21 protein-coding genes and 1 pseudogene are annotated in these 23,793 nt (G+C 53.4%); 20 read left to right on the top strand and 2 right to left on the bottom strand.

Annotation, left to right across the window (positions count from 1 at the left end):
• Window positions 1-28: 28 nt before the first annotated feature.
• A complete protein-coding gene (gene ytaF / locus TCARDRAFT_RS00105; RefSeq protein WP_007287977.1) occupies window positions 29-673 on the bottom strand; it encodes a sporulation membrane protein YtaF in 645 nt (214 codons plus the stop codon).
• Window positions 674-851: 178 nt separating this feature from the next.
• On the opposite strand from ytaF, the pseudogene gyrA reads away from it, so the two are divergent.
• The 8 genes and pseudogenes from gyrA (at window position 852) to TCARDRAFT_RS00065 (ending at window position 9,887) form a co-directional block, all read left to right on the top strand.
• Window positions 852-3,286: pseudogene (gene gyrA / locus TCARDRAFT_RS00100) on the top strand (DNA gyrase subunit A).
• A 146-nt stretch (window positions 3,287-3,432) separates the two neighbouring features.
• Window positions 3,433-4,038 carry an undecaprenyl-diphosphatase gene (locus TCARDRAFT_RS00095; protein ID WP_007287974.1) on the top strand — a complete coding sequence of 202 codons (606 nt, stop codon included), beginning with the start codon at window positions 3,433-3,435 and terminating at the stop codon, window positions 4,036-4,038.
• A 14-nt stretch (window positions 4,039-4,052) separates the two neighbouring features.
• Window positions 4,053-4,604, top strand: a complete 552-nt coding sequence (locus TCARDRAFT_RS00090; RefSeq protein WP_007287973.1) for an RNA polymerase sigma factor — start codon at window positions 4,053-4,055, stop codon at window positions 4,602-4,604.
• Window positions 4,601-5,080, top strand: coding sequence for an anti-sigma factor family protein (locus TCARDRAFT_RS00085; RefSeq protein WP_007287972.1), 480 nt, complete (start codon window positions 4,601-4,603; stop codon window positions 5,078-5,080). Before TCARDRAFT_RS00090 ends, TCARDRAFT_RS00085 begins: the two co-directional genes overlap by 4 nt.
• A gap of 9 nt (window positions 5,081-5,089) precedes the next feature.
• The gene (locus TCARDRAFT_RS00080; protein ID WP_007287971.1) at window positions 5,090-5,929 is read left to right on the top strand and encodes a hypothetical protein; all 840 of its coding nucleotides are present in this window, start codon (window positions 5,090-5,092) and stop codon (window positions 5,927-5,929) included.
• A gap of 42 nt (window positions 5,930-5,971) precedes the next feature.
• Complete coding sequence (locus TCARDRAFT_RS00075; RefSeq protein WP_007287970.1) at window positions 5,972-6,565, top strand: DedA family protein; 594 nt, start codon at window positions 5,972-5,974, stop codon at window positions 6,563-6,565.
• Window positions 6,566-6,620: 55 nt separating this feature from the next.
• Window positions 6,621-8,246: a putative polysaccharide biosynthesis protein gene (locus TCARDRAFT_RS00070; protein ID WP_007287969.1), complete on the top strand. Its 1,626-nt coding sequence runs from the start codon at window positions 6,621-6,623 to the stop codon at window positions 8,244-8,246.
• A 60-nt stretch (window positions 8,247-8,306) separates the two neighbouring features.
• Complete coding sequence (locus TCARDRAFT_RS00065; RefSeq protein ID WP_050769556.1) at window positions 8,307-9,887, top strand: ArnT family glycosyltransferase; 1,581 nt, start codon at window positions 8,307-8,309, stop codon at window positions 9,885-9,887.
• Window positions 9,888-9,949: 62 nt separating this feature from the next.
• Here the strand turns inward: TCARDRAFT_RS00065 and TCARDRAFT_RS00060 are convergent, their stop codons facing one another.
• Window positions 9,950-10,837 carry a LysR family transcriptional regulator gene (locus TCARDRAFT_RS00060; protein ID WP_007287967.1) on the bottom strand — a complete coding sequence of 296 codons (888 nt, stop codon included), beginning with the start codon at window positions 10,835-10,837 and terminating at the stop codon, window positions 9,950-9,952.
• Window positions 10,838-11,006: 169 nt separating this feature from the next.
• Here TCARDRAFT_RS00060 and TCARDRAFT_RS00055 point away from each other — a divergent pair, with 169 nt between their 5' ends.
• From TCARDRAFT_RS00055 to TCARDRAFT_RS00005, 12 genes are all read left to right on the top strand, one after another.
• Window positions 11,007-11,852 (top strand): fumarate hydratase, encoded by an 846-nt coding sequence (locus tag TCARDRAFT_RS00055; RefSeq protein ID WP_007287966.1) that lies wholly within the window; start codon window positions 11,007-11,009, stop codon window positions 11,850-11,852.
• 16 nt (window positions 11,853-11,868) lie between these two features.
• Complete coding sequence (locus tag TCARDRAFT_RS00050; RefSeq protein ID WP_007287965.1) at window positions 11,869-12,426, top strand: Fe-S-containing hydro-lyase; 558 nt, start codon at window positions 11,869-11,871, stop codon at window positions 12,424-12,426.
• Window positions 12,427-12,460: 34 nt separating this feature from the next.
• Complete coding sequence (locus tag TCARDRAFT_RS00045; protein ID WP_007287964.1) at window positions 12,461-13,822, top strand: FAD-binding protein; 1,362 nt, start codon at window positions 12,461-12,463, stop codon at window positions 13,820-13,822.
• Between the two features lie 4 nt (window positions 13,823-13,826).
• Window positions 13,827-14,174, top strand: coding sequence for a fumarate reductase/succinate dehydrogenase flavoprotein domain protein (locus TCARDRAFT_RS15650; RefSeq protein ID WP_007288239.1), 348 nt, complete (start codon window positions 13,827-13,829; stop codon window positions 14,172-14,174).
• Complete coding sequence (locus tag TCARDRAFT_RS00040) at window positions 14,174-15,124, top strand: succinate dehydrogenase/fumarate reductase iron-sulfur subunit (RefSeq protein ID WP_007287963.1); 951 nt, start codon at window positions 14,174-14,176, stop codon at window positions 15,122-15,124. Before TCARDRAFT_RS15650 ends, TCARDRAFT_RS00040 begins: the two co-directional genes overlap by 1 nt.
• The gene (locus tag TCARDRAFT_RS00035; protein ID WP_040682896.1) at window positions 15,124-15,987 is read left to right on the top strand and encodes a CoB--CoM heterodisulfide reductase iron-sulfur subunit B family protein; all 864 of its coding nucleotides are present in this window, start codon (window positions 15,124-15,126) and stop codon (window positions 15,985-15,987) included. The genes TCARDRAFT_RS00040 and TCARDRAFT_RS00035 overlap by 1 nt, the downstream gene beginning before the upstream one ends.
• Window positions 15,988-16,120: 133 nt before the next feature.
• Window positions 16,121-18,028, top strand: coding sequence for a sigma-54-dependent Fis family transcriptional regulator (locus tag TCARDRAFT_RS00030; RefSeq protein WP_007287961.1), 1,908 nt, complete (start codon window positions 16,121-16,123; stop codon window positions 18,026-18,028).
• A gap of 140 nt (window positions 18,029-18,168) precedes the next feature.
• Window positions 18,169-19,437 (top strand): four-carbon acid sugar kinase family protein, encoded by a 1,269-nt coding sequence (locus TCARDRAFT_RS00025; RefSeq protein WP_007287960.1) that lies wholly within the window; start codon window positions 18,169-18,171, stop codon window positions 19,435-19,437.
• A gap of 12 nt (window positions 19,438-19,449) precedes the next feature.
• Complete coding sequence (gene pdxA / locus TCARDRAFT_RS00020) at window positions 19,450-20,457, top strand: 4-hydroxythreonine-4-phosphate dehydrogenase PdxA (protein ID WP_007287959.1); 1,008 nt, start codon at window positions 19,450-19,452, stop codon at window positions 20,455-20,457.
• 20 nt (window positions 20,458-20,477) lie between these two features.
• Complete coding sequence (locus tag TCARDRAFT_RS00015) at window positions 20,478-21,758, top strand: nickel-dependent lactate racemase family protein (protein WP_007287958.1); 1,281 nt, start codon at window positions 20,478-20,480, stop codon at window positions 21,756-21,758.
• 24 nt (window positions 21,759-21,782) lie between these two features.
• Window positions 21,783-23,123 carry a GntT/GntP/DsdX family permease gene (locus TCARDRAFT_RS00010; protein WP_007287957.1) on the top strand — a complete coding sequence of 447 codons (1,341 nt, stop codon included), beginning with the start codon at window positions 21,783-21,785 and terminating at the stop codon, window positions 23,121-23,123.
• Window positions 23,124-23,218: 95 nt separating this feature from the next.
• Complete coding sequence (locus TCARDRAFT_RS00005; protein ID WP_040682868.1) at window positions 23,219-23,401, top strand: hypothetical protein; 183 nt, start codon at window positions 23,219-23,221, stop codon at window positions 23,399-23,401.
• Window positions 23,402-23,793 lie beyond the last annotated feature (392 nt).

Here is a 23,793-nt window from a genome sequence, read left to right as displayed (position 1 = left end):
TCCACCTGCGCGCTAATGGCGGTTTATGTTAGGCCAGCCGGATGAGGCCGAGGATGATCAGCAGCGTACCAGGCAGGTAGGGAAAGCGTTTTTTCAGACGGTCGGAGACAAAGCGCGCCGACGAATAGCAGCCGCTGGCGACGCACAGGATGTGGATGACGCCCACCTCCACCGGGGTATAGAGCGGCAATACACCCATGAGAGCGGCGGCAAAGGTGCCGACCATGGCGTCTAAGCCCACGGCGATGCCGAGGAAGACGGCTTCCAGGGTGCTGATATAGCCAAGACGGTCGACGTCGGCGGTTTCCGGCTTGGCCATAATGCTAATCACTAGGCGGCCGATGGAGAAAGTGAGTTTACGGGCGGTAACTTCGCCGTCAGCTTCATAGGACGGGACGTCTTTGGTTAAGTACTGCTGGAAGAGGCTCCATAGACCCAGCAGGATTAACAGCACTGCGCCAAGGATAATGGCGATGTCGGTAGCGATAAAGCGGCTGAATACATAGGCGCTCAGCATGGCGAACCCGGTCATGACGGCGGTGACAACGCCAATAACCGCCAGCGATTTGACCGGCATTCTGATGTTTTTTAGGCCGTAGGCTACGCCGGCAACAAAACCGTCGATGCTGACGGCGACCCCAAGCAAAATAACATAAAATAATCCCATATCCATAGCCTGCTCAGCCTCCTAAGGTAAACTTAAGCACTCTTTCACGTTAATATATGGTCGAGACTGGCATTTGGTAACTATGGGCTGCTTGTCCGGCGACAAGCGGCGCGGCAGGAATTTTTTACATAGATAAGGAAATGATATATGTTTGAGGTATTTTTGCGCATTGGGAGGTGAAAATGTGGATTTTGGCTTAGGCAAAGTGTTGCCTGTGCGCATAGAGGAGGAAATGAAAAACTCCTATATTGACTATGCTATGAGCGTCATTGTCATGCGGGCCCTGCCGGACGTGCGCGACGGCTTAAAGCCGGTGCACCGCCGCATTCTGTACGCCATGCATGAAGCGGGCATGACGCCAAACAAGCCTTATAAAAAGTCAGCCCGTATTGTGGGGGAAGTTTTAGGTAAATACCATCCCCATGGCGACAGTTCAGTCTACGACGCCATCGTGCGGATGGCCCAGGATTTTTCTACCCGCTATCCGCTCATTGACGGCCATGGGAATTTCGGATCGGTAGACGGGGATGCGGCGGCGGCCATGCGTTACACCGAAGTGCGCATGTCCCGCATCGCCGAGGAAATGCTGGCTGATATTGACAAGGACACGGTAGATTTTGTTCCCAACTATGACGAGTCGCTCAAAGAGCCGACCGTACTGCCGGCGAAAATTCCCAATCTGCTGGTTAACGGTTCGGCTGGCATTGCTGTCGGCATGGCCACCAATATTCCCCCGCATAACCTGGGCGAAGTGGTGGATGCCCTGGTAATGATGATTGACAACCCCGAGGTATCGGTTAAAGAGCTTATGATGGCCATCAAGGGCCCTGATTTCCCGACCGGCGGCCTTATTCTCGGGCGGGACGGCATCAAACAGGCTTATACTACCGGCCGCGGCGTCATCAAGATGCGGGCCCAGGCCCGCGTGGAAAAGATGTCCAGCGGTAAGCACCGGATTGTGGTTACGGAAATTCCCTATCAGGTCAATAAGGCAAAACTGGTGGAAACCATTGCTAACCTGGTGCGAGACAAGACCATCGACGGCATAACCGACCTGCGGGACGAAAGCGACCGCACCGGCATGCGCGTTGTTATCGAACTGCGGCGTGACGTCAATGCCGACGTCATTTTAAATCAGCTCTATAAACACACCCAGCTTCAGGAAACCTTCGGCGTGATCATGCTGGCCCTGGTGGACGGCCGGCCACGCATCCTCAACTTGCGCGACATGCTCCACTACTATCTGGAGCACCAGAAAGACGTCATCATCCGGCGCACCAAGTTCGAACTGGAAAAGGCGCGGGCGCGGGCCCATATCTTGGAAGGCCTCAAAATCGCCCTTGACCACCTGGACGAGGTTATTACCACCATCCGCCAGTCGCGAACGCCGGAAATTGCCCGTGACGCGCTAATCGCCAAGTTTGCGCTCAGCGAGAAGCAGGCGCAGGCCATCCTCGACATGCGTCTCCAACGCCTTACCGGCCTGGAGCGAGAAAAAATCGAAGAGGAGTACAAGGACGTCCTTGAAACCATCGAATGGCTGGAGGCCGTTTTGGCGGACGAACGCAAAGTTATGGGCATCATTAAGGACGAGCTGCTGGACGTGAAAAAGCGCTTCGGCGATGCACGCCGCACGGTTATTACCAGCGATGTGTCCAAACTGGAGGTCGAGGATCTCATCGCCAATGAGGACATCGTCATCACCATTACCCACCAGGGGTATGTCAAGCGCCTGCCGGTCGACACCTACCGCAGCCAGCGGCGGGGCGGCCGAGGCGTAACCGGCATGGGTACCAAAGAAGAGGACTTTGTGGAGCATTTATTCGTGGCGACTACCCACCATAATATCCTCTTCTTTACCAACAAAGGCCGGGTATACCGCCTAAAGGGCTATGAACTGCCCGACGCCGGGCGCACGGCCAAAGGCTCGGCCATCATCAACCTCCTGCCGATGGAAAAAGACGAAAAAATCACTGCTGTTATTCCCATCAAGGATTCAGCGCCAACCGATATCTCTTCATGGCCACCAAGAAGGGCATTGTCAAAAAGACCGAGCTTTTAGAGTTTGACACGGCTCGGAAAATTGGCCTGATTGCTCTGACGCTGGATGAGGATGACGAGCTGATTGACGTCAAACTGACCAACGGCGAACAGCATATCCTGCTCGGTACCCGCGACGGTATGGCCATCAACTTCCCGGAAAGCCAGGTGCGGGTTATGGGCCGCACCGCTCACGGCGTTAAGGGTATTACTCTGCGGGATGGTGACGTCGTTGTCGGCATGGATACGGTGAAAAAAGACGGCCATGTACTGACTGTAACCGAGGCCGGCTATGGCAAACGTACGCCGGTTGAGGAGTATCGTCAGCAATCGCGCGGCGGCAAAGGCCTTATTAACAACAAGATTACCGAGAAGACCGGTAAAGTCATCGGTCTTAAAGTAGTGCGCCCGGGCCAGGAACTGATGCTTATCACCGGCGACGGCGTTGTTATTCGCACCAAGGTGGATGAAATCTCGGTCACCGGCCGCAATACACAAGGCGTCAAGGTTATGAGCGTGGGTGAAAATGATCGTGTTGTTGCCCTGGCGGCCGTAGACAAAAAATCGGATAGTGATTAAAATAGACTTGTATAAGGTAAACGCCCTGACGGGATTCCCGGCAGGGCGTTTTACATAATATACCAGCAAAAATATCTTGTTTTCGTGAACTTTTTTAAACTTACTTCGGTCTTAAATGGTGAAAGACTAATAAAAGGGGGAAAAACATGTTTTACGATAATATGCTACTAAAGCTTATTAACAGTTTCGCCGGTCATTGGATTTGGCTTGATAAAGCGATGATGGCTATTTCGCAATATGGTCCGGCGGTATTTGGCATCTATCTAATAGGTTTATGGTTCGGCGGGGGTTCTAAAGACGAAGTGGAACAAAACCGCCGACGGGCGATGTATGCCTTTTTTTCCGCGCTGCTGGCGCTCGGTATTAACCAGATAATTTGTCACGCCTGGTTCCGTGAACGCCCATATGTGCACAATCCGGTCAACCGGTTGCTGCCTGTTTCTGAAGATCCGTCTTTTCCGAGCGACCATGCGGCAGGAGCGTTTTCAATCGCCGGTAGTCTGATGGGACATGTTGTGGGCGGCAAGGCGCTAATGCTGTTTGCCGGTCTGGTGGCTTTATCCCGTGTTTATGTCGGTCTTCACTACCCAAGCGATATTTTGGGCGGAATGCTGGTTGGGCTGATTAGCAGCTGGATTGTGGAGCGAAATAAGGCGATACTCGAAAAACCGGCTGCTTTGTTATTTACTCTTTGGCATATGATTGAGGCCAAACTGCCTATTGCGAGGTTAGAAAAAGTTAATAACCGTTAGCCGGGTGAAACATTTTGGATAAAGATGTAAAAGCATGGGTGAGTAAAGCGCGGTCCGGTGATAAAGCGGCTTTCGGCAAGCTGGTGGAATTCTATCGGGGCCGGATATTTGCGGTGGCTTACGGTATCGTGGGCAGACGCGAGGATGCCGAGGATATTGCCCAGGATACTTTTATCAAAGCCTTTAAAGCCATCAGCGCCTTAAAAGCTGAAGAGGCTTTTTACGGCTGGCTTGTGCGGATTGCTGTCAATACCAGTATTAATTATAAAAAAGGCGCAAAAGACAAACAATTTGTACCCATTGACGATGCCGCTGAGCTGTTCTATCAGGGAGAAACGCCGGAAACCGCTGCCGAAAAACGGGAAGGGGAGGCGATGATGGCGAAACTGTTAGCCGAACTGCCCCCTGAACACCGGGCGGTATTGGTACTAAGGGAGATTGAGGGATTGGCTTATGATGAAATTGCCGCGATGCTTGATATTCCCTTAGGGACCGTGAAATCCCGTATCAATCATGCCCGTGACAAGCTGCGCCGGGCCGTACAAAAATCAGAGGTGGTTTTATGAATTGCCGGGAATGCGCGGAACTTTTATATGATTATCTGGACAATGAACTAAACAGCCTGACGTGCCGCGACGTGGAAAACCATTTGGCCGCGTGCGGCGCCTGCCGGGCTCAACTGGAAGAAATCAAGGCGTCTTTGGCGCTATATCGCCGCCATATTACCGCTGTTGAACTGGACGAAGCTTTTACCGGGCGGGTGCTGGCCAGCCTGCCGGAACCGGCTCGGGCGATGGCGCTGTCCCGGTTCCTGGTCGTTTTAGGAGCGGCGCTATTGGCTCTTTTGGTTATAGGGATGGCTGTAGTATTGCCTGTCATCTATCCTGTTTTAGCAATAACAGCCGAGTTACTGGTTAACTTGCTCCCCATCCCCGGGATTATTCTGGCCGCTTTCCCGGCAGTCAAGCTAAGCAGCCTGACGGTGCTTGCCTTCACGCTTATTGTTATGACCTGGGCAACGCGGCGGGTTATCTTATCTTAGGAGGCACGCATGAACATTAAGCGATTTATCAATATTTTACTAATGTGTTTTCTGTTAGTCTTTAGTACCGTCATGCCAGTCCTGGCAGCGGCGGTGACAAACGGCAATATTGTCAGTTTCACCGATGCCGAGGTTCCTGCCGACGCAACCGTGGAAAACGTAATTGTGGTTGGCGGCAATGCTATCATTGCCGGCAATGTCAAGGACGAGGTGGTTGTCGTGAACGGCAACGCAATATTAACTTCAACGGCCTACATTCGCGACCATGTTATCGTCTTGGGCGGCGATTTACGTGCTGAAAGCGGCGCATATGTAGGCAAAGGCGTATTCCGTTTTGGCGGTAATTTCGATTTGGCCGCTACCCTCATGGGGGCAGGGATTGTTATTCTTGCTTTATGGATGTTTAAATTATTCCTTACTTTGAGTTTAATTATTATTCCCGTACTTTTTGCCTGGGCCTGGCCGGTCGGTGTGGAGGAAGTTGGCGAAATTATCGGCGCCGGTCCGACCAAAGCCGCCGTAGCCGGCATCTTTGGCGGCCTAGCCGCCATTATCCTCATAATTTTCTTAGCCATGACCATTATCGGCCTTCCGGTTGCAGTTATTGCCGGCCTGCTGGTTCTGGTGACGATAGCGGCCGGCCTGGGAGGCGTAAGCCTCGCTATTGGGCAAAACTTGCCGCTAAATATCACGCCCGGTAATGCCAAACCGGTCACCGGCACTTTACTGGGCGCTGTATTAATTGCCCTTGTGTTCAATGTGCCGGTTTTCGGCATTATTGCCTTGACAGGGGCTTGTGCCACCGCATTTGGTGGTATGCTCATGAAGTGGTTTACAAAAAAAGAATAAAAAGTACTTGTTTTAATGTTATTATTTAAGGAGAAATTATTTATGGAACAATTTTTTTATATTATTATTAACTATATCGCCCTATGGGGTTATACCGCTATTGTCGTCGCGATGGCCATGGAAAGCGCGTGTTTACCGGTACCGAGTGAAGTGATATTTGGTTTTACCGGTTATCTTGTTTATCTGGGCAAGCTGGACTTTACCAAGGCGGTCGTGGCCGGAGTGGCCGGCGGGCTGATTGGTTCGGTCGTGGCTTATCTGATAGGCTATTATGGCGGGCGGCCCGTTGTTGCAAAATACGGCAAGTATGTTTTTCTGTCCCACCGCCATGTGCATATGGCGCAGAGGTGGTTTGACCGGTATGGGTTGAAAGCTGTTTTTTACAGTCGCTTGTTGCCCGTGGTACGGACCTTTATTTCCCTGCCGGCCGGGTTTGCCAAAGTGGATTTTGTTAAATTTGTTCTTTATACTCTGTTAGGCTCTGTTCCGTGGACGGTTGGGTTAATTTACGCCGGTATGTTATTAGGAGAAAACTGGCAAAAAATTAGTGCCATCGGGCATAAAGCCAGCCTCGTGGTGGTTGCCGGCCTAATAGTACTGGGAATTTATTATTTAAGAAAAAACATATGCATCTGATCCGGAATAGGGCGAAGTGGTAAACTGGATATAAAGACTGGAGAAAAGTGAGGAAATGCAGCAAATACAAGACAACAGACATGGCGCCAATCAGTTTCTTAAAGGCACGCTCATCTTAACTGCGGCCGGCATCATTGTCAAAGTTATTGGGTCATTGAACTGGATTATTTTATCCCGGGTGTTGGGCGGGGAAGGAATTGGCCTCTATCAGATGGCATTTCCGATTTATCTTTTGGCGTTAAGTCTTTCAACCGCCGGCATTCCGACAGCGATCTCGATTATTACCGCGGAAAAAGTAGCGCTCCGGGATTACCGGGGGGCTAACCGCATTTTTCAACTGTCGCTCATTCTTTTGGTCGCAATGGGCCTCGGCTTCAGTATGCTCATGTACTTTGGCGCTGGCTGGCTGGTCGAACTCCGCTTTATTCGCGACGCCCGTGCCTACTATGCGCTGCTCGCTTTATCGCCGGCGATTTTTCTGGTTACGGTGTTGTCCAGCTTTCGCGGCTATCTGCAGGGCTGGCAGATTATGACGCCGACCGCCGTGTCCCAAATTGTCGAGCAGCTTTTCCGGGTCGCGACCATGCTGATCTTTGCCGCCCTGCTTTTGCCCAAGGGGATTGACTATGCCGCCGGCGGCGCGAGTTTAGGGGCGGGCGCGGGGGCGGCGGCCGGTTTAGCTGTTTTGCTTTATTATTATTGGCGGCTGCAGCGTGATGTGGCCGCACAGGCAAGGCTGCTGCCAAGCAGTTTTCCGCAGGAAAACGCCAAGAGCATTATGCGGCGGATTATCGTCCTCGCGCTGCCGGTATCTATATCCAGCATCATGCTGCCGCTGGTGGCTAACCTAGATCTGTTTATTGTGCCGGCCCGGCTGGAAGCGGCTGGCTATACGGTAGAGCAGGCAACCGAACTGTTCGGGTATTTGACCGGCATGGCGGTACCGCTGGTCAATTTGGCGACCCTGTTCACGGCGGCGCTGGCTACTAGCCTAGTACCAGCTGTGGCGGAAGCATGCGCCTTAGGAAATGGTGAGCAGATTATACAGCGCACGGCGGCGGCGATACGGCTGACCAATATCGTAACCATCCCCGCCGCCGCAGTGTTGTGGCTGCTGGCGACGCCAATTTCTACTTTTGTTTACCACGCGCCCCAGGCTGGCGAAGTGGTGAGCGTTCTTGCCGTCAGCGTATACCTGCTGGGATTGCACCAGACGACTACCGGCGTGCTCCAAGGGTTGGGCCATACCGCCATACCGGTTGTAAACATGGGAATATCTGCGGTGGTCAAAGTCGTGCTCAATTGGCGCCTTGTCGCTCTGCCGGCATTGGGGATAAAGGGGGCGGCGTGGGCTACCGCCGCCGATATGGGCGTAGCGGCCTTCTTGAATTTGTATTTTGTTTATCGCTACACCGGCTTTAGGATGGATCTGAGGGCTTTGGGGATAAATATTTTTGCGGCGGCGGTGATGAGCGCCGGTATTTATGTATTTTATGACGCCGCGTCAAAAATCCTTACGGAAACGCAGACAACGCTGGCGACCATGCTGCTAGCGGCGATTGTTTACGTTGTTGTGTTACTGCTAATGGGCGGGCTAAGCGAGCGGGATATCATGCAAATTCCCCTGGTAGGCGCTGCCGCGGTCAGAATATTAAGTGGTCTGGGGTTGCTTAAGCCTTAAAGTTCAAGTTTTATTGGCGAAAAAAGCTGTGGGGTGAGGAATATAAAACGGTTGTTAGCGATGACGTTTATCTTTTTTGCCGCGGCGGCGGTGTATCTGTTGTTTAACGCGTCCATTCCGGTTACTGACCCGGTAGAGGCCAATTACGCCCTGACCGCGAAAGAAATGCTGCTTAGCGGGGACTGGCTGTCGCCCCGGATTTACGGGCAATACTGGTACGATAAGCCGGCGATGATTTATTGGCTGATTATCTTTAGTTACAAGTTATTTGGCGTCAATGAGTTTGCCGCCCGGTTTCCGTCGGCGCTCTTTAGTGCGTTAAGCGTCAGTTTTATCTATTGGTTTGTTCAGCGGATTTATGCAGACCAACGGACGGCAATGCTGAGCGCACTGGTGCTGGGGACGTCGCTGCAGTTTTGGATACTGGCCAAAATGATTATAACTGACGCCTGTTTATTTTTCTTTGTCAGCGTCGCGTTGGCCACTTTCTACTTAGGGTTATTAGGGCAAGGGAAAAAATGGTTTATCGTGGCATATGCAAGTTCCGGACTGGCTGTTTTGACGAAGGGACCGGTCGGCATTGTCCTGCCGGCGTTAGTCATTTTTACTTATATATTGGTCTCGCGCCGATGGGCATTGTTTAAGCAACTCTCGCTTATTTCCGGCATGACAGTTTTCGGTGCTATAGTTCTGCCATGGTATTTTTACATGTACAAAGCGCATGGAGCGGAGTTTATTAACACATTCTTGGGTTTGCACAATTATATTAGGGCAACTGTTGCCGAGCATCCCAAGGACAATGTTTTTTACTACTACTTAGTATTGTTTCCGCTGAGCTTGCTGCCGTGGACCGGTCTTTTCCTAAAGGCTCTGGGCAGTTTAGCCGTCCGTTCCCAGGCGATGCATGAGCGGTTTTTATGGGTATGGGCAGCGGTAATTCTGGTCTTTTTTACCATGATGGCTACAAAGTATCCGACCTATGTTTTCCCCGCGCTTTTTCCGGCGGCAATTATTACCGGCCGCTATATGGCCCTGATGCAAAACAACACAGGGCGGACTGAATGGTTATGGCTTACCATACCTGCCGGTTTATTATTTGCCGGATTGGCCATCGGACTAAAATATTTAAAAGCAAATCCAGACTGGTTTGTCGTATATTCGCTAAGCGGGGCGGCGATTATTGCGCTCATTTGGCTGCAGATCCGGGGTAATAGCCGGCTAATGCCGGCCGCCACGGCCCTGGCGGTGGCCGCGCTTAGTTTAGTTATAAGCTGTTATGGGTTTTCAGCCTATGCAGATGCTCGTTCGGCTAAAGCTTTAATTACGGCGCTGCCCAAGGAAGGGGCAATAGTTGCGTCTTATGGTGATTACCCAACCTCGGCGGTATTTTATAGTGATTACCTTGTAATACGACTGGTCACCAGCGAGGAAAGTATTAAAGCGCGCGGTATCTGGGCAGGTAAATATACCATGCCGACAGAACCTGAGGATGTATTTTATACCCGCACGCTAACCAATCCGGCGACATATGTCGTCGTAAACGCTCATGATCAGCAACCGTTCCAGGCAAAATTGCAAATCCAGAATTTTGTACCGGTGTCCAGCCACGGTAAAATGACACTATATAAACGGGAGCTATAAGAACAAAGCAGAAATAGTTAAAAGCCGCGAGCGCAAAATAAGCTGTGCTCGCGGCTTTGGCATTAGGGCTGGGATTGATTTATTGACCTGCCGGCGACAAAATCGATAAACGCCCGGGCCGCTTTCGATAAATATTTATCCTTCTTCCAGGCGAGGCCGATGCGGATCTTCAGCGCCGGCGCCAGGGGGACGGTGGTGATGTTTTTGGCGTCTTCCGTCACCATTCGCATCAGAAACGAGATGCCGCCGCCCTTTGCCACCAGCGCCTTGATGGTCTGGATCTGGTTGGAGGAAAATACGATTCGCGGCGCAAAGCCGTTTTGTCGGCAGCGGTCAATAATAAGCTGGCGGTGGCACGAATCCTCCTTGAGCAGGATAAAGGGCTCATGTCGCAGCTCGCTGAAAGTAACAGCCTGTTTGCCGCTCAGCGGATGCGCGGGGGGCAGACAGAGGACGATTTCTTCCTCTACGATGGGCAGGGTGTGAAAAACATCGGTTTCCTCCGGAAGGATAATAATGCCTAGATCGAGTTCTTCCCGCTCAATCATCGTGCGCGCGGCCAGCGACCCTTCTTCGAAGACCTGCAGGTCCAGGCCGGGGTACGCCTTTTTGAAACTGGTAAAGATATTGGGAAACAAATAGGCGCCGATCATCGGCGGCACCGCAGCCTTAATGGCCCCGCGGTTAAGGTTCTTCAGGTCGTGCATTTCGGCCAGCGTTTCCGCCACTTCCCGCAGGATTTTATCTACCCGCCGCTGAAAAATCAGCCCTTCGGCCGTTAAGGCCACTTTTTTTTGGTTGCGGTCAAACAGGCGGATGCCGAGCTCGTCTTCCAGTTTACCGATGGCGCTCGTCACCGACGGCTGGGCGACATGCAGTTTTTCGGCCGCCTTAGTAAAACTGCTAAGCCGGCTGACCATTTGAAAGTATTCCAGTTGGCGCAGTTCCACTGGCGCTCCTCCCCAATTAATAGACAAAAACTATTATATAATAGATTATAATTATTTTAAATTAATAAATAAAGGTGATAGACTTATAAAAAAGGGGTTATCCTCACTTTTTCTTAAATTTTTATTTGTGAAAATTTACTCAAATAATGTGAGGGACAGGAGGCTGGATATGCGTACGATTGAGGCGGGAAAAATTACCGAAGCTGTCGCCAAGCTGGCCGTGGAAGCCAACTACTATCTCGGCGACGATGTGCACCAGGCGCTGGTGGAGGCTCAGGCGAAGGAAGAGTCGCCGCTGGGCCGCGAGATTTTGGCGCAGATTATTGAGAATGCCCGTATTGCCCGGGAAGAGGACAAACCGATGTGCCAGGATACTGGTCTGGCGGTAGTGTTCGTCGAACTCGGTCAGGACGTCCAGATTGTGGGCGGTACATTGGTCGAGGCCATTAACGCCGGCGTAGCCAAAGGTTACCAAGAAGGATATCTGCGGAAATCGGCCGTGCAGGAGCCGCTGTTCAACCGCAAAAACACCGGCGACAATACTCCGGCCATTATTCACGTCGACAGCGTACCGGGGGATAAAATTAAAATCACCTTGGCGCCGAAAGGGGCCGGCAGCGAGAATATGAGCGCCCTCAAGATGCTCAAGCCGTCGGACGGGGTACAGGGCGTCAAAAAATTTGTCGTCGAAACCGTAGCCAATGCCGGTTCTAATCCCTGTCCGCCTATCGTGGTCGGCGTCGGCATTGGCGGCACCATGGAGAAGGCGGCGCTACTGGCCAAAAAGGCGCTTATCCGTCCGCTGGATAAGCGAAATGATCATCCTGAATACGCTAAACTGGAAGCTGAACTTCTGGAACTTGTCAATAAAACAGGGGTAGGGCCGCAGGGCCTCGGTGGCCGGATTACCGCCCTCGCCGTCAATATCGAGTGGTTTCCCACCCATATCGCCATGCTGCCTGTAGCTGTCAATATCAACTGTCATGCCACCCGGCATGCCGAAATTGTGCTGTAAGTGAGGAGGAACCGCCATGTCTGGACAGATTCGCGTGACTGCTCCCTTGACGAAAGAAACGGTAGCGCAGCTCAAAGCCGGTGACAGCGTGCTGCTGACCGGCACAATCTATATTGCCCGCGACGCCGCCCACAAGCGTATGGTCGAGGCGCTGGCGCGCGGGGAAAAGCTGCCGGTGGATCTTACCGACCAGATTGTGTACTACGCCGGCCCGTCCCCGGCCAAGCCCGGTGAACCCATCGGCTCGGCCGGCCCGACTACCAGCGGTCGGATGGATGCCTATACGCCTCGCCTGCTTGCCGAGGGTCTGCGCGGCATGATCGGCAAAGGCTACCGCTCGGCTGAGGTAGTGGAGGCCATGAAACGCCATGGCGCCGTCTATTTTGTCGCCACCGGCGGGGCGGCGGCCCTCATCTCGAAGCGGATCAAGTCTTATAAAGTTATCGCCTACGAAGACCTCGGGCCGGAGGCGCTGGCTGCGGCCGAGGTAGAGGACTTCCCGGCAATTGTCGCCATCGACAGCCAGGGCCGCAATTTCTATGAAGAAGGCCAGCGGCAATATCGCCAGGAATAACCGGCAACTAACCAAACTTAGATTGAGGTGACGTATGTTAAAGTTTGACGTCCTTGTAATCGGCAGCGGCGGCGCCGGCATGCGGGCGGCTCTGGAAGCCAGCCGGCAAGGCGGCGTCAGCGTCGCGCTGATGACCAAGATGTTTCCCACCCGTTCGGCCACTGGCTGTGCCCAGGGCGGCATCAACGGGGCTCTGAAGAATGCCGATCCCAACGACTCGATCGAGAAGCACTTTTTTGATACCGTTAAAGGCAGCGATTACCTGGGCGACCAGGATGCCATCGAGTTTTTTACCGCCAATGCCCCGGACTGTATCCGCGAGCTCGATTATTTCGGCGTGCCTTTTTCCCGAGATAAAGAAGGCCGTATCGCCCAGCGTCCTTTCGGCGGTGCTTCCTCGCCGCGTACCTGCTATTCGGCCGACAAGACCGGCCTGGTGATTCTCCACACCTTGTATGAGCAGTGCCTGAAATATAACGTAAAAGTGTTGCAGGAGTGGTATCTCTTAGAGCTGGTGGTTGACCAGGGCAAGCTGTGCGGCGTGGTGGCGCTGGAGCTTAAGACCGGCCGCATTGTGCCCATTATTGCCAAAGCCGTGGTCATGGCTACCGGCGGTGCCGGCCGGATGTACTGGCTGCGCACTACCAACCCTTTTGCTTCCACTGGGGACGGGATGGCGGCTTGCCTCAATGCCGGCATTGCTCTCAAAGACCCGGAATTCGTCCAGTTCCATCCCACCGGCCTGGCCGGCACCGGCATATTGATGTCCGAAGCCTCCCGCGGCGAGGGTGGTTACCTAATTAATAATAAAGGCGAGCGCTTCATGCAGCGCTACGCGCCGGAAAAAATGGAACTAGCTACCCGTGACCTGGTGTCCCAAGCTATTGAAACGGAAATCAAGGAAGGTCGCGGGTTTGGCGGCGCTGGGATGAGCGCTTATGTCCAGCTCGACCTGCGCCACCTCGGCCGGGAGAAAATTCTCGAGCGGTTGCCGCAAATCCGTGAGTTGGCTATCGCGTTTGAACAGGTCGACCCCATCGAGCAGCCGATTCCCATCCGGCCGAGCTGCCATTACTCGATGGGTGGCATCGACGTAGTCGACTACCGTACCTGCGCCACGGCCGTGGAAGGCGTGTTCGCCGCCGGGGAATGCTCCTGCATTTCCATCCACGGCGCCAACCGCCTCGGGGGGAACTCGCTGGCCGATATCGTCGTCTTCGGCAAGTTTGCCGGTAAAGGCGCGCAGGCGTGCGCGCTAGAACGTTCCTTCCACAATGAAGGGGCGGTGCTTGAGGCCGCTAAGGCGTGGGAGGCCAAACGGGCTCAGGCGCTGGCTCGTACCGATGGGCCGACGGTGGCGTCTATCCGCGACCGCCTGGCCGAGGCCATGTGGTAACAAGGTGGGAGTATTCCGCAAAGGCGCCGAGATGGAAGAGGCGCTTAATACGGTGGACAGCCTGCTGGTCGAGTATCAGTCCTGCCGGGTGGGTGACACCAATTTGGTGTACAATACCGCCTTTGTTAACTATATTGAACTTGGCAGCATGCTAACGGTCGCTAAAGCGGTTGTGCTCGGGGCGCTTAACCGGACTGAAAGCCGCGGCTGCCACCTGCGGGAAGACTATCCGCACCGCGACGACGTCAACTTCCTCAAACACACCCTTGTAACCAAGGAAGGCGACGCTTACAAGTTGTCTTATCGCGACGTAGTCGTCACCAAGTATCAACCGGCGGAGAGGAAATACTGATGGGCAAAATAACTTATAAAATTGAACGTTTTGATGGCGAAAAAAGCTATCTGCAGGAATATCAGTTTGACCATGAGCCCGGCAAAACTATTTTGTGGGGGCTTATCAAGATAAAAGAAGACCTCGACCCGACGCTCACCTTTACCGCTTCCTGCCGCTCGGCGGTGTGCGGCGCCTGCGCTGTCCGGGTCAACGGACAGGCCATGCTGGCCTGTGAAACACCCCTGGATGCGGTACTGAAGCGTTACAATACCGATACGTTATTTTTGCAGCCCTTGGCTAACTTCAAAGTCATCCGCGACCTGGTGGTGGACTGGGAGCCGAAGGCCCAGCGGCTGGCGGAAGTCAAGCCGTGGCTCATTCCCCATGATGAATTTACGCCCCAAACCGGGTGCCGCCAGACTCCGGCGGACTTTAAAAAGATTGATACCCAGGCCGGCTGTATTCTCTGCGGCGCCTGCGCGTCCGAGTGCAGCAAACTGTCGGCCGACGGCAGTGATTTCTATGAGCCATTCATCTATGCCAAGGCCGGCAAGTTCGTATCTGATTCCCGCGACAAGGCGAGCCAGGAGCGGCTCGAGGCCACCTTTAACAAAGGGCTGTGGAAGTGCATGCACTGCGTCGAGTGCGTCACCAAATGCCCGAAGAACGTTGCTCCCGGGCAGGAAATCGCCAAACTGCGCCAGCTCTCGATTAAGCGGCGCCTGCCGGACAACCCCGGCGCCCGTCACGCCGTTGCCTTTCTCAAGGACATTAAGGATACGGGCCGCTTGAATGAAATGCTGCTGGCTTTACGGACCGAAGGGGTGGTCAAGTCGGCGACCCGGCTGCCCTTCGCTCTGCGCCTCTTGCGGAAGGGCAAGCTCAATCCCTTCCATTTCCCCAAGCCGGTGAAAGGCATTGAACAGGTCCGCGCTATCATCAAAGCAGTAGAGGAGGCCGAAAAATGATGCGCTACGCCTTTTTCCCCGGCTGCGTCCTGGAAGCGGCTGCCAAAGAAGCTTACCAGGCTACCGTGAAGGTAGCGGCGGCCCTGGGTATTGAGCTTGTCGAGCTGGAGGGGTGGACGTGCTGCGGCGGTTCGCACCTGCAGGATGTCAGCGAGACGACGGCCCTGGCCGTGAACGCCCGTAACCTCGTCCTGGCAGAACAGCTAGGCTTGCCCCTGCTTACGGTATGCAACACCTGTACTCTCATGCTGCGCCAGGCCAAGGCCAAGCTGGACAACGGGCAAAAAGAAAAAATTAACGGCTTTTTAGCCCAGGCGGGCCTTGAATATAAAGGGACAACTGATGTCACCCATCTCTTGTGGGCGCTTATCCGCGACTATGGCGTGGAGAAACTGAAGACCAAAGTCAAGCGGCCGCTCAAAAACCTGAAGGTGGCCGGATACTACGGCTGTCATATCCTGCGGCCGCCGACGGTCATGAACTTTGAGGACCACGCCAACCCTAAGTCGCTGGAGACGCTTATCCGCGCCCTCGGCGCTACGCCGGTCGACTTCGCGGCTAAACTGCAGTGTTGCGGTTTCCACGCTGTTTTCACGGCCGAAAAAGATGTGATGAAAATTACGGGAACGACCAATCAAAGCGCTGCTTTAGCGGGAGCAGACTGTATAGTCACGCCGTGCCCGCTCTGTCAGATGCAGCTTGACATGTACCAGCCCGAAGGCCGCCAAGCCGTGGGCGGTGACCGGGAAATGCCTGTCCTGCACCTGGCCCAGCTGATTGGTCTGGCCCTTGGCCTTGCGCCTACAGAGCTTGGTCTCAGCCGGCATATCGCTGACACCGGAACACTGGTGGCAAAAATCTAGACCTAATATTGAAATTGCCGAAAAGTCCTGCATCTTGCCGCAGGACTTTTTTATCTTTAAACTAAGAATATCTAAAACCACTTACTACTTACCAATTTCCACTTTCTACTTTTCACTCCAGAGGAGGAACGCTATGAAGCCGCGGATAGCCATTGTTGCTCCCTATCCGGCGCTGAAGGCGGAGGCGGAAGCGGTCGTCGCCGACCTGGGGGCCCATGTCACTGTATATGAAGGTGATTTGGATGATGGGGTTCAGGCGGCCCGCCAGGCTGTGGCCGGCGGCGTGGAAGTAATCATCAGTCGCGGTGGCACGGCCAGACTGATTGCCAGGACGCTGGACATCCCGGTGGTGGAGATCAAGGTTACGCCGTTTGATATTCTTCGCTGTCTTGCCCAATTGCGGGAGTACAAGGGAAAGATCGGTATCATCGGGTTTAGCAATGTGGTCTACGGCTGTGAGAGCATTGGCGCCGTTTTGGGCATGGAGCTGAAACAGATCATCATCGATTCCCGGGACGATGCACCTGGCAAAATCGCGGCAGCCGCCCAGGCCGGCATCGAATTGGTTGTCGGTGACGCCATTTCTATCAAACAAGCCACGCGGCTCGGGTTAAAAGGAGTATTGATTACTTCGGGAAAAGAAGCCATTGTCCAGGCCATTCACGATGCGGAAAACATTGCCGAGGTGCGAATTAGCGAGCGGGAGCGGGCCGAGCTCTTCCGCATCATCGTCAATTCCAGCCATGATGGCATTATTGCCATCGACGATGCCGAACGCATTACCCTGTTTAATCCGGTAGCCGAAAAAGTTTTCGGCATACCGGCCGCGGCGGCCGTTGGCGCCAAGATACGGGACAAAATTCCTAACACCAATCTTCCGCGGATTCTGCGCCAGGGTGGTTCTGAAGACGGCGAGCTGCAGTATGTCGGCGAGAAGGTAATAGTGACCCAGCGATTTGCCATAAAAGTCAACGGCCGGGTGGTTGGGGCGGTCGCCAATTTTCGGGATGTAACCGAGCTACAGCGGCTGGAGCGGCTTGTCCGGCAGAAGCTGCACGCCAAGGGGTTGGTTGCCAGGATTCGCCTGGCAGATATCATTGGGGAGAGCGCTGCATTGAAAGGCTTAATTGAGCGGGCCCGGAAGTTCGCAGCGGTAGACGCTACCGTTCTTATCGTAGGGGAGACCGGAACAGGTAAAGAAATGCTGGCCCAGGGCATTCATAATGCCAGTCACCGGGCCAACGGTCCGTTTGTTGCCGTGAATTGCGCGGCCTTGCCGGAAAATTTGCTGGAGAGCGAACTGTTCGGCTACGCCGAGGGGGCGTTTACCGGGGCGAAAAAAGGCGGTAAACCCGGTTTGTTTGAGTTGGCGCACGGGGGGACGATTTTTCTCGACGAAATAAGCGAAATGCCTCTGCCGCTTCAGTCCCGGCTGCTCAGGGTGCTGCAGGAGCGGGAGGTGCTCCGCATCGGGGGAGACCGGATTATACCCGTTGATGTGCGGATTATTGCCGCTTCCAACCGGAATCTGCGAAATCTAGTGGAAAAGGGGTTATTTCGGGACGACCTTTACTACCGCTTGCATTTGCTTACTTTGACGGCGCCGCCGCTGCGCGAGCGAAAGGAAGATATTCCGCTGCTCGTAAGAGCGTTTTTGCGTAAGCATTCCCATCTTAATCCGCTGGTGAGCGACATTGACTCATTGGCGGTACAGCTGCTGGCGGAGTATGAATGGCCGGGAAACGTACGGGAGCTTGAAAACGCCATCCAGCGGTTGATAATCTTAAGTGAAGAGCAAATAATCGGCAAGGCGGCGGTTAGCGCGCTGCTAGAAGAACTGCAGGGCGGCCAGACGTTGCCATTTCGGGGGAAGCAGCAAGCAGCACCCAGCCTGGCAGACTTGGAAGCCCAGTATATCGCGGCAGTGTTGGCAGAAGAAAACAATAATAAAAGCCGCGCGGCCAAGCGCCTGGGCATTGACCGGTCGACGCTGTGGCGCAAGTTGCGCGGTGTAGAAAAAAGCAACAATGCTGTTGAATAATGCAACAAAATTTATTACGGAGATTGCCAACCATAACCGGGACATTTCTTGTCCTGGTTTTATTTTTTTAGTTTGGCACATAATTTGCATTGATATTGCACCATAACATAAAATTTAGTGGCGAGGGGGGTGTACAGAGAGTGCAAAAGTTAGCCGTTATTGCCGATGATTTGACAGGGGCCAATGACACCGGCGTGCAGTTCGCCAAGCAGGGCCTGACTGTTGAAGTGCTGCTTGGTAGCCAGGATGCGGCGGCAACTCAGGCGGACATTATCGTGATTGACACCAATAGCCGGGCAATTTCATCAGCAGAAGCCTACCGGCGGGTAGCGCAGGCGGCGGCCATTGTCAAGGCAAGCGGAATTGCTGCCGTGTATAAGAAAATCGACTCGACACTGCGCGGCAATCTGGGCGCCGAAATCGACGCCATAATGGACACCTGCGGCCAGGCGGCAGCCATCGTTGCACCGGCTTATCCCCAAAACGGGCGGTGCGTGATTGGCGGCTATCACCTGCTAAATAATATTCCGTTGGAAGCAACGGAAATAGCCCGCGATCCTAGATGCCCGGTTAAGGAATCGCACATTCCGACACTCATCGCGGAACAAACGCGCCGGCCGGTGGGTCATTTGAGCTTTAAAACACTGCTAAAGGGCGAAGATGCTACCCAGGCAGCGCTGGAAGAGCTGATAGGCTGCGGCAAGGAAGTCATTGTCTGCGATGCCTGGGAGGATAAACAGCTTGCGTTGATTGCCGCCGCGGCGGCCAACCTTGGCAAGCCTGTTCTCTGGGTGGGTTCGGCCGGGCTGGCACAATGGCTGCCTACAGTATTGGGTCTTACGGCCCGCAAGCAAAGTTCGCCGGTACTGGTTATTGCCGGCAGTGTGAGCGGTGTTACCCGGGGCCAGGTCGCGAAGTTAAAACAGAATGCCAACGTAAAAGGCATTGAAGTAGATGCGCGCGCCCTGCTGGCCGAACCGACCCGGTCGGGTGAGGTAAAGCGGTGCTGCGCAGAGGCTGCTGCGGCGCTGCGCGAAGGCTATGACGTGGTGATCGCTTCCGGCTATGCGGAGGAGGTCGTCGAGCATACCAAGGCCCAAGGCGCGGCTTTAGGCTACACCGCCCAACAAGTGGGCGACATTGTCGCTGGCGCTTTGGGCGAAATAGGCAAGGGTTTGGCGTCCGAGCTTACTTTGGCTGGAATGGTGCTGACAGGCGGCGATATTGCCGTCAGCGTCTGCCGGGCGCTCGGGGCGGCGAGTCTTAGCGTGGCAAGCGAGGTCGCGCCGGGCATACCGGTAGGCTTTTTGACCGGCGGGCTTTGTGACGGGCTCAAGGTAGTAACCAAGGCAGGCGCCTTTGGCGGTGAAGATGCGCTAGTAAAAGCCGTACATTGCTTAAAATCGTAAGGAGATGAAACAGTGAAACCTGTTGTTGCCATCACAATGGGCGACGCAACTGGCGTTGGCCCGGAGATAATTGTAAAGGCCTTGGACGATCAAGGCGTTTATGATGTTTGCCGTCCGCTCATTATCGGGGATAAAGGCATCATGGAAAGGGCGGCGCGGATTGTGGGCAAACCGCTCGCGTTTCGCGCAATCAGCGATGTGGCAGAAGCGCGTTTTGAATTTCAAAATGTGGATGTACTAGACCTTGCTAACCTGCCCCCTGATTTGCCGTTTGCCAAAGTTGACGCCCGGGCGGGCAAGGCGGCCTATGAATATTTGGCGAAAGCGGTAGCGCTGGCCATGAGCGGCCAAATCGGGGCAATCGCTACCGCGCCGCTGCACAAAGAAGCGCTTAATGCCGCCGGTTATCCGTTCCCGGGGCATACGGAAATATTGGCCCATCTTTCGGACACCCGGGATTATGCCATGATGCTGGCCAGCGACAAACTGCGCGTCATCCACGTCACTACCCATGTGGCGCTCAGAAAGGCGTGCGACCTAATTAATAAAGACCGGGTCCTTAGGGTAATCGAGCTGGCGGACCAGGCAGTCCGCGCTTTGGGCATTGACAGGCCGCGCATTGCTGTCGCCGGACTCAATCCCCATTCCGGCGAGGGAGGGTTATTCGGCAACGAAGAAATTGACGAAGTCATTCCGGCGGTAGAAGAAGCCAAACGGCTGGGGTTCAACGTCTTTGGACCCATCGCTCCCGATACGGTATTCTACCGGGCGGCAATAAAGGGCGAATTCGATATTGTCGTCGTGATGTATCATGACCAGGGGCATATTCCCATGAAAGTATTGGCCTTTGAAACAGGCGTCAATGTCACCGTGGGCCTGCCATTTATCCGTACTTCCGTTGACCACGGCACGGCCTTCGGCAAGGCGGGCAAAGGCACCGCCGACAGCCGTAGCATGACCGAGGCCATTTACCTTGCGGCCCGGATGGCCCGCGGGCGTACTACCGCAAATAGCCATTAGTTTTGAAAGGGCGGATGGTTGTGGAAAAAATTAAAGTTACGCTGCCTTATGGCCGGGAAACGGTCGAGGTAATAATTCCCCGGAAAAACCTTATCGGCGTATACTCCCCTAAAGATGTAGCAGCTGTCGCTGATGTAAAACAAGAGGTAATACGGGCGGTAAACAACCCAATCGGTACCAAACCGCTTCGTGAATTGGTCAAGGGGGCGAAAAAAGTCGTTATTGTTGCGGATGACAACACCCGCCTTACACCTACCGATAAGATTATTCCTGTACTCCTTGACGAGATGAATGCGGCAGGGATCAAGGATGAGCAGGTAACGGTAATTATTGCCCTCGGCACGCACCGGTTTATGAATAATGAAGAAATATTGGCTAAATTTGGCGAGGAAACCGTTAAGCGAGTAGCTATTAAAAACCATGACTTTAAAAATCCGGAAGCGCTGATCGACCTTGGTAAAACGCCAAACGGTACTAGCGTATGGGTGAACCGTGAAGCTTATGAAGCTGACTTTAAAATAGGCGTCGGTAGCATTGTTCCTCACCATATTCCGGGATTTGCCGGCGGTGCCAAAATTGTCCAGCCCGGTATTTCGGGCGAACAGACTACGGCCGAGACGCATCTTTTGAGTGTAAGGGCGCCCCGGTCCTATCTAGGGGTAGAAGACAACCCGGTTCGCCGTGAACTCAATATGATTGCCCGGCAGATTGGCATGAACACGATTTTTAATACCGTCCTCAACCGTCACGGCGAGGTTGTCGGCGCTTTCTTCGGCGATCTGGAAGAAGCGTTTCAAGCAGGCGTTAAACTGTCAAAAGAAGTGTATGCCGTCGAAATTCCCGAGGAGGCGGACATTGTCCTTTCTAGTTCGCACCCCTGCGATTTGGAATTCTGGCAGGCCCATAAAACGCTATATCCTTCCGACCTCGCGGTAAAAGCCGGTGGCACCATCATTGTCGTTACTCCCTGCTACGAAGGCGTGGCTGTTACGCATGCCGACATTCTTGACATTACCCCCTATTCGTCACAAGCGCTTTGGAAGCTGGTCACTGAGAAAAAATTAGCGGACGAAGTTGCCGCCGCGTTAGCCATTGCCTGGGCACAGGTCAAAGAACGCGAGGATGTCTATATCGTGTCGCATGGAATTAGCGAAGATGATGCCGTTAAACTAGGCTTTAAACCGTTTGCGAATGTTCAAGCGGCAGTTGATGCAGCGTTGGCCAAATATGGTGAAAATGCCAAAATAACAGTGCTGACACACGCGCCGGATATGCTCCCCATAATTAGACAAGAGCGTTAATATTGCTAAAAAAGAGGGAAGAGTATGGAACATACAACAGCAATGCTCACCGTGCTTGGCTTGGCCATTCTTCTTATCATCGTTCTCAGTATCAAATTTCGTATTCACGCGTTCGTCTCCCTGTTGACAGCATGTTTTTTCATTGCCTTTGCTACCGGCATGCCGTTGGAGCAAATCGGAAAATCCATTGAGACGGGGATGGGTGGTACGCTGGGCTTTTTGGCGCCCATCCTTGCTCTTGGCGCAATCATTGGTAAAATGATGGAAATTTCCGGCGGCGCGGAAAGGCTGGCCAGGACGCTGATCAATATCTTGGGCCAAAACCGGGCTGCCTGGGCAATGATGGTGGTTGCGTATATTAGCGGTATTCCCGTTTTCCTCCAAGTTGGCATTGTACTCTTAACGCCCATTCTTTTCTGTGTTGTTATGGAATCCAAGCGCCCGCTTGTTCAGGTCGCGCTGGGCATGCTTACCGCCCTAACTGTTGTGCACTGTATTGTGCCCCCGCATCCGGCGGCTATGGCGATAGCCTTATCCTTGAAGGCGGATGTTGGCAAAGTGATTTTCTACGGACTGCTGGTTGGTCTGCCGGCGGCAGCGATTGCCGGCCCTATCTACGGCAAGTGGCTTTCGAAAAAATTTGATTTTCAGCCGCCTGAGCGATATTGCAATATTGCGCCTACTCCTGATGAGAACCTGCCTCCGTTTGGCCTTACTCTCTTTACCATTCTTTTTCCCCTCCTATTAATGATCGGCAAGACCATTATTGAACTGGTGGCCCCGAAAAACGCGCCATATATGCCGATCGTCAACTTTTTCGGCAGTCCAATCACGGCACTGTTCCTTGCCGCAGTCCTGGCATATTTCGTGATGGGATTAAAGCGTGGCTTCAGTCTTGCCGATTTGGCGAAACAGACCGAAACAGCAATGGGCCCGATGGCGACGATTATCCTGGTTATTGGCGCCGCCGGGGCATTTAACCGGGTCATCATGGACAGTGGTTTAGGCGATGTTCTTAAACAAGTGTTAACGGCCATTCAGATTAGTCCGCTGGTTATGGCGTGGGTAATCGCGATTGTCATGCGTTTCGCCATCGGCAGCGCTACGGTTGCCATGATGACATCTGCCGGCTTTATTATGCCGGTGCTGACGGCGTATCCCAACCTTGATCCGGCTTTGGTGGCGGTGGCAATTGGCGCCGGCGCGATTGGTGCTTCGCACGTAACCGATCCTGGTTTCTGGTTTGTAAAGGAATCAATGGGCATTCCTATGAAACAAATGTTCCCAATCTATACCGTCTCAACGACCATTGCGGCGGTTTTAGGCCTGATTGGCACACTGGTGATTGCCAAAATAGTAGGCTAGCGGACGGCTTTCTTTAGACTGTCGTTGCTAAGCCTGACAAACGTTTGGAAAGCCTGGTTTTGGGGAATATTGCAAAATTGTAAAAGCGGGGACGGATGTCTCCGCTTTTTGGCATTTATACAACAATTTCTGACTTGCCGGTGCGCGGCAGCATCGGGCTCCTTTATGGCTTGACTTCGCCGTTTGTTGTCGCGTCACTGGCGCTCGGCATTTTTATCTCAACCATGGCCGTGACTCAGATGCAGGCCATGCAGATGCCGCTCTTACGGCAAGCATAATAAAGTTCCAGAAAAAGCTGGCATAGTAGCGGATTTAGGTTGCCTTCAGGGAAGTGGCTCATAAACACTACCATGCAACAGAATATTCGCACAAATTATTGACGGGACGTCCCAAATATGTTATGATAATAATCCCAAGCAATCTGTTGTAGTTATTGAAAAAAGTTCTTGACGTAACATAATGCATCATGCTATTATAAAAAAGCCGCTGCTGCGGCGGACGGTAAAAGTTGCTAAGAAAAAAGCTGTTGACACAGCGAGAAGCTTGTGTTAACATAAATAACTGTCGTCGCCCTGATGGCGGCGGACTGTGTTCCTTGAAAACTGAACAATGTAAGCATAAACGCCAGATGTGCGGCGCTTCTAAAAAAAGAAGTGCAAATAATTCCGGT

The sequence above is a fragment of the Thermosinus carboxydivorans Nor1 genome, from assembly GCF_000169155.1.
Classification (GTDB): Bacteria; Bacillota; Negativicutes; order Sporomusales; family Thermosinaceae; genus Thermosinus; species Thermosinus carboxydivorans.
Note: the sequence above shows the minus strand (reverse complement) of the source record. Positions and strands in the feature narration are given on the sequence as shown.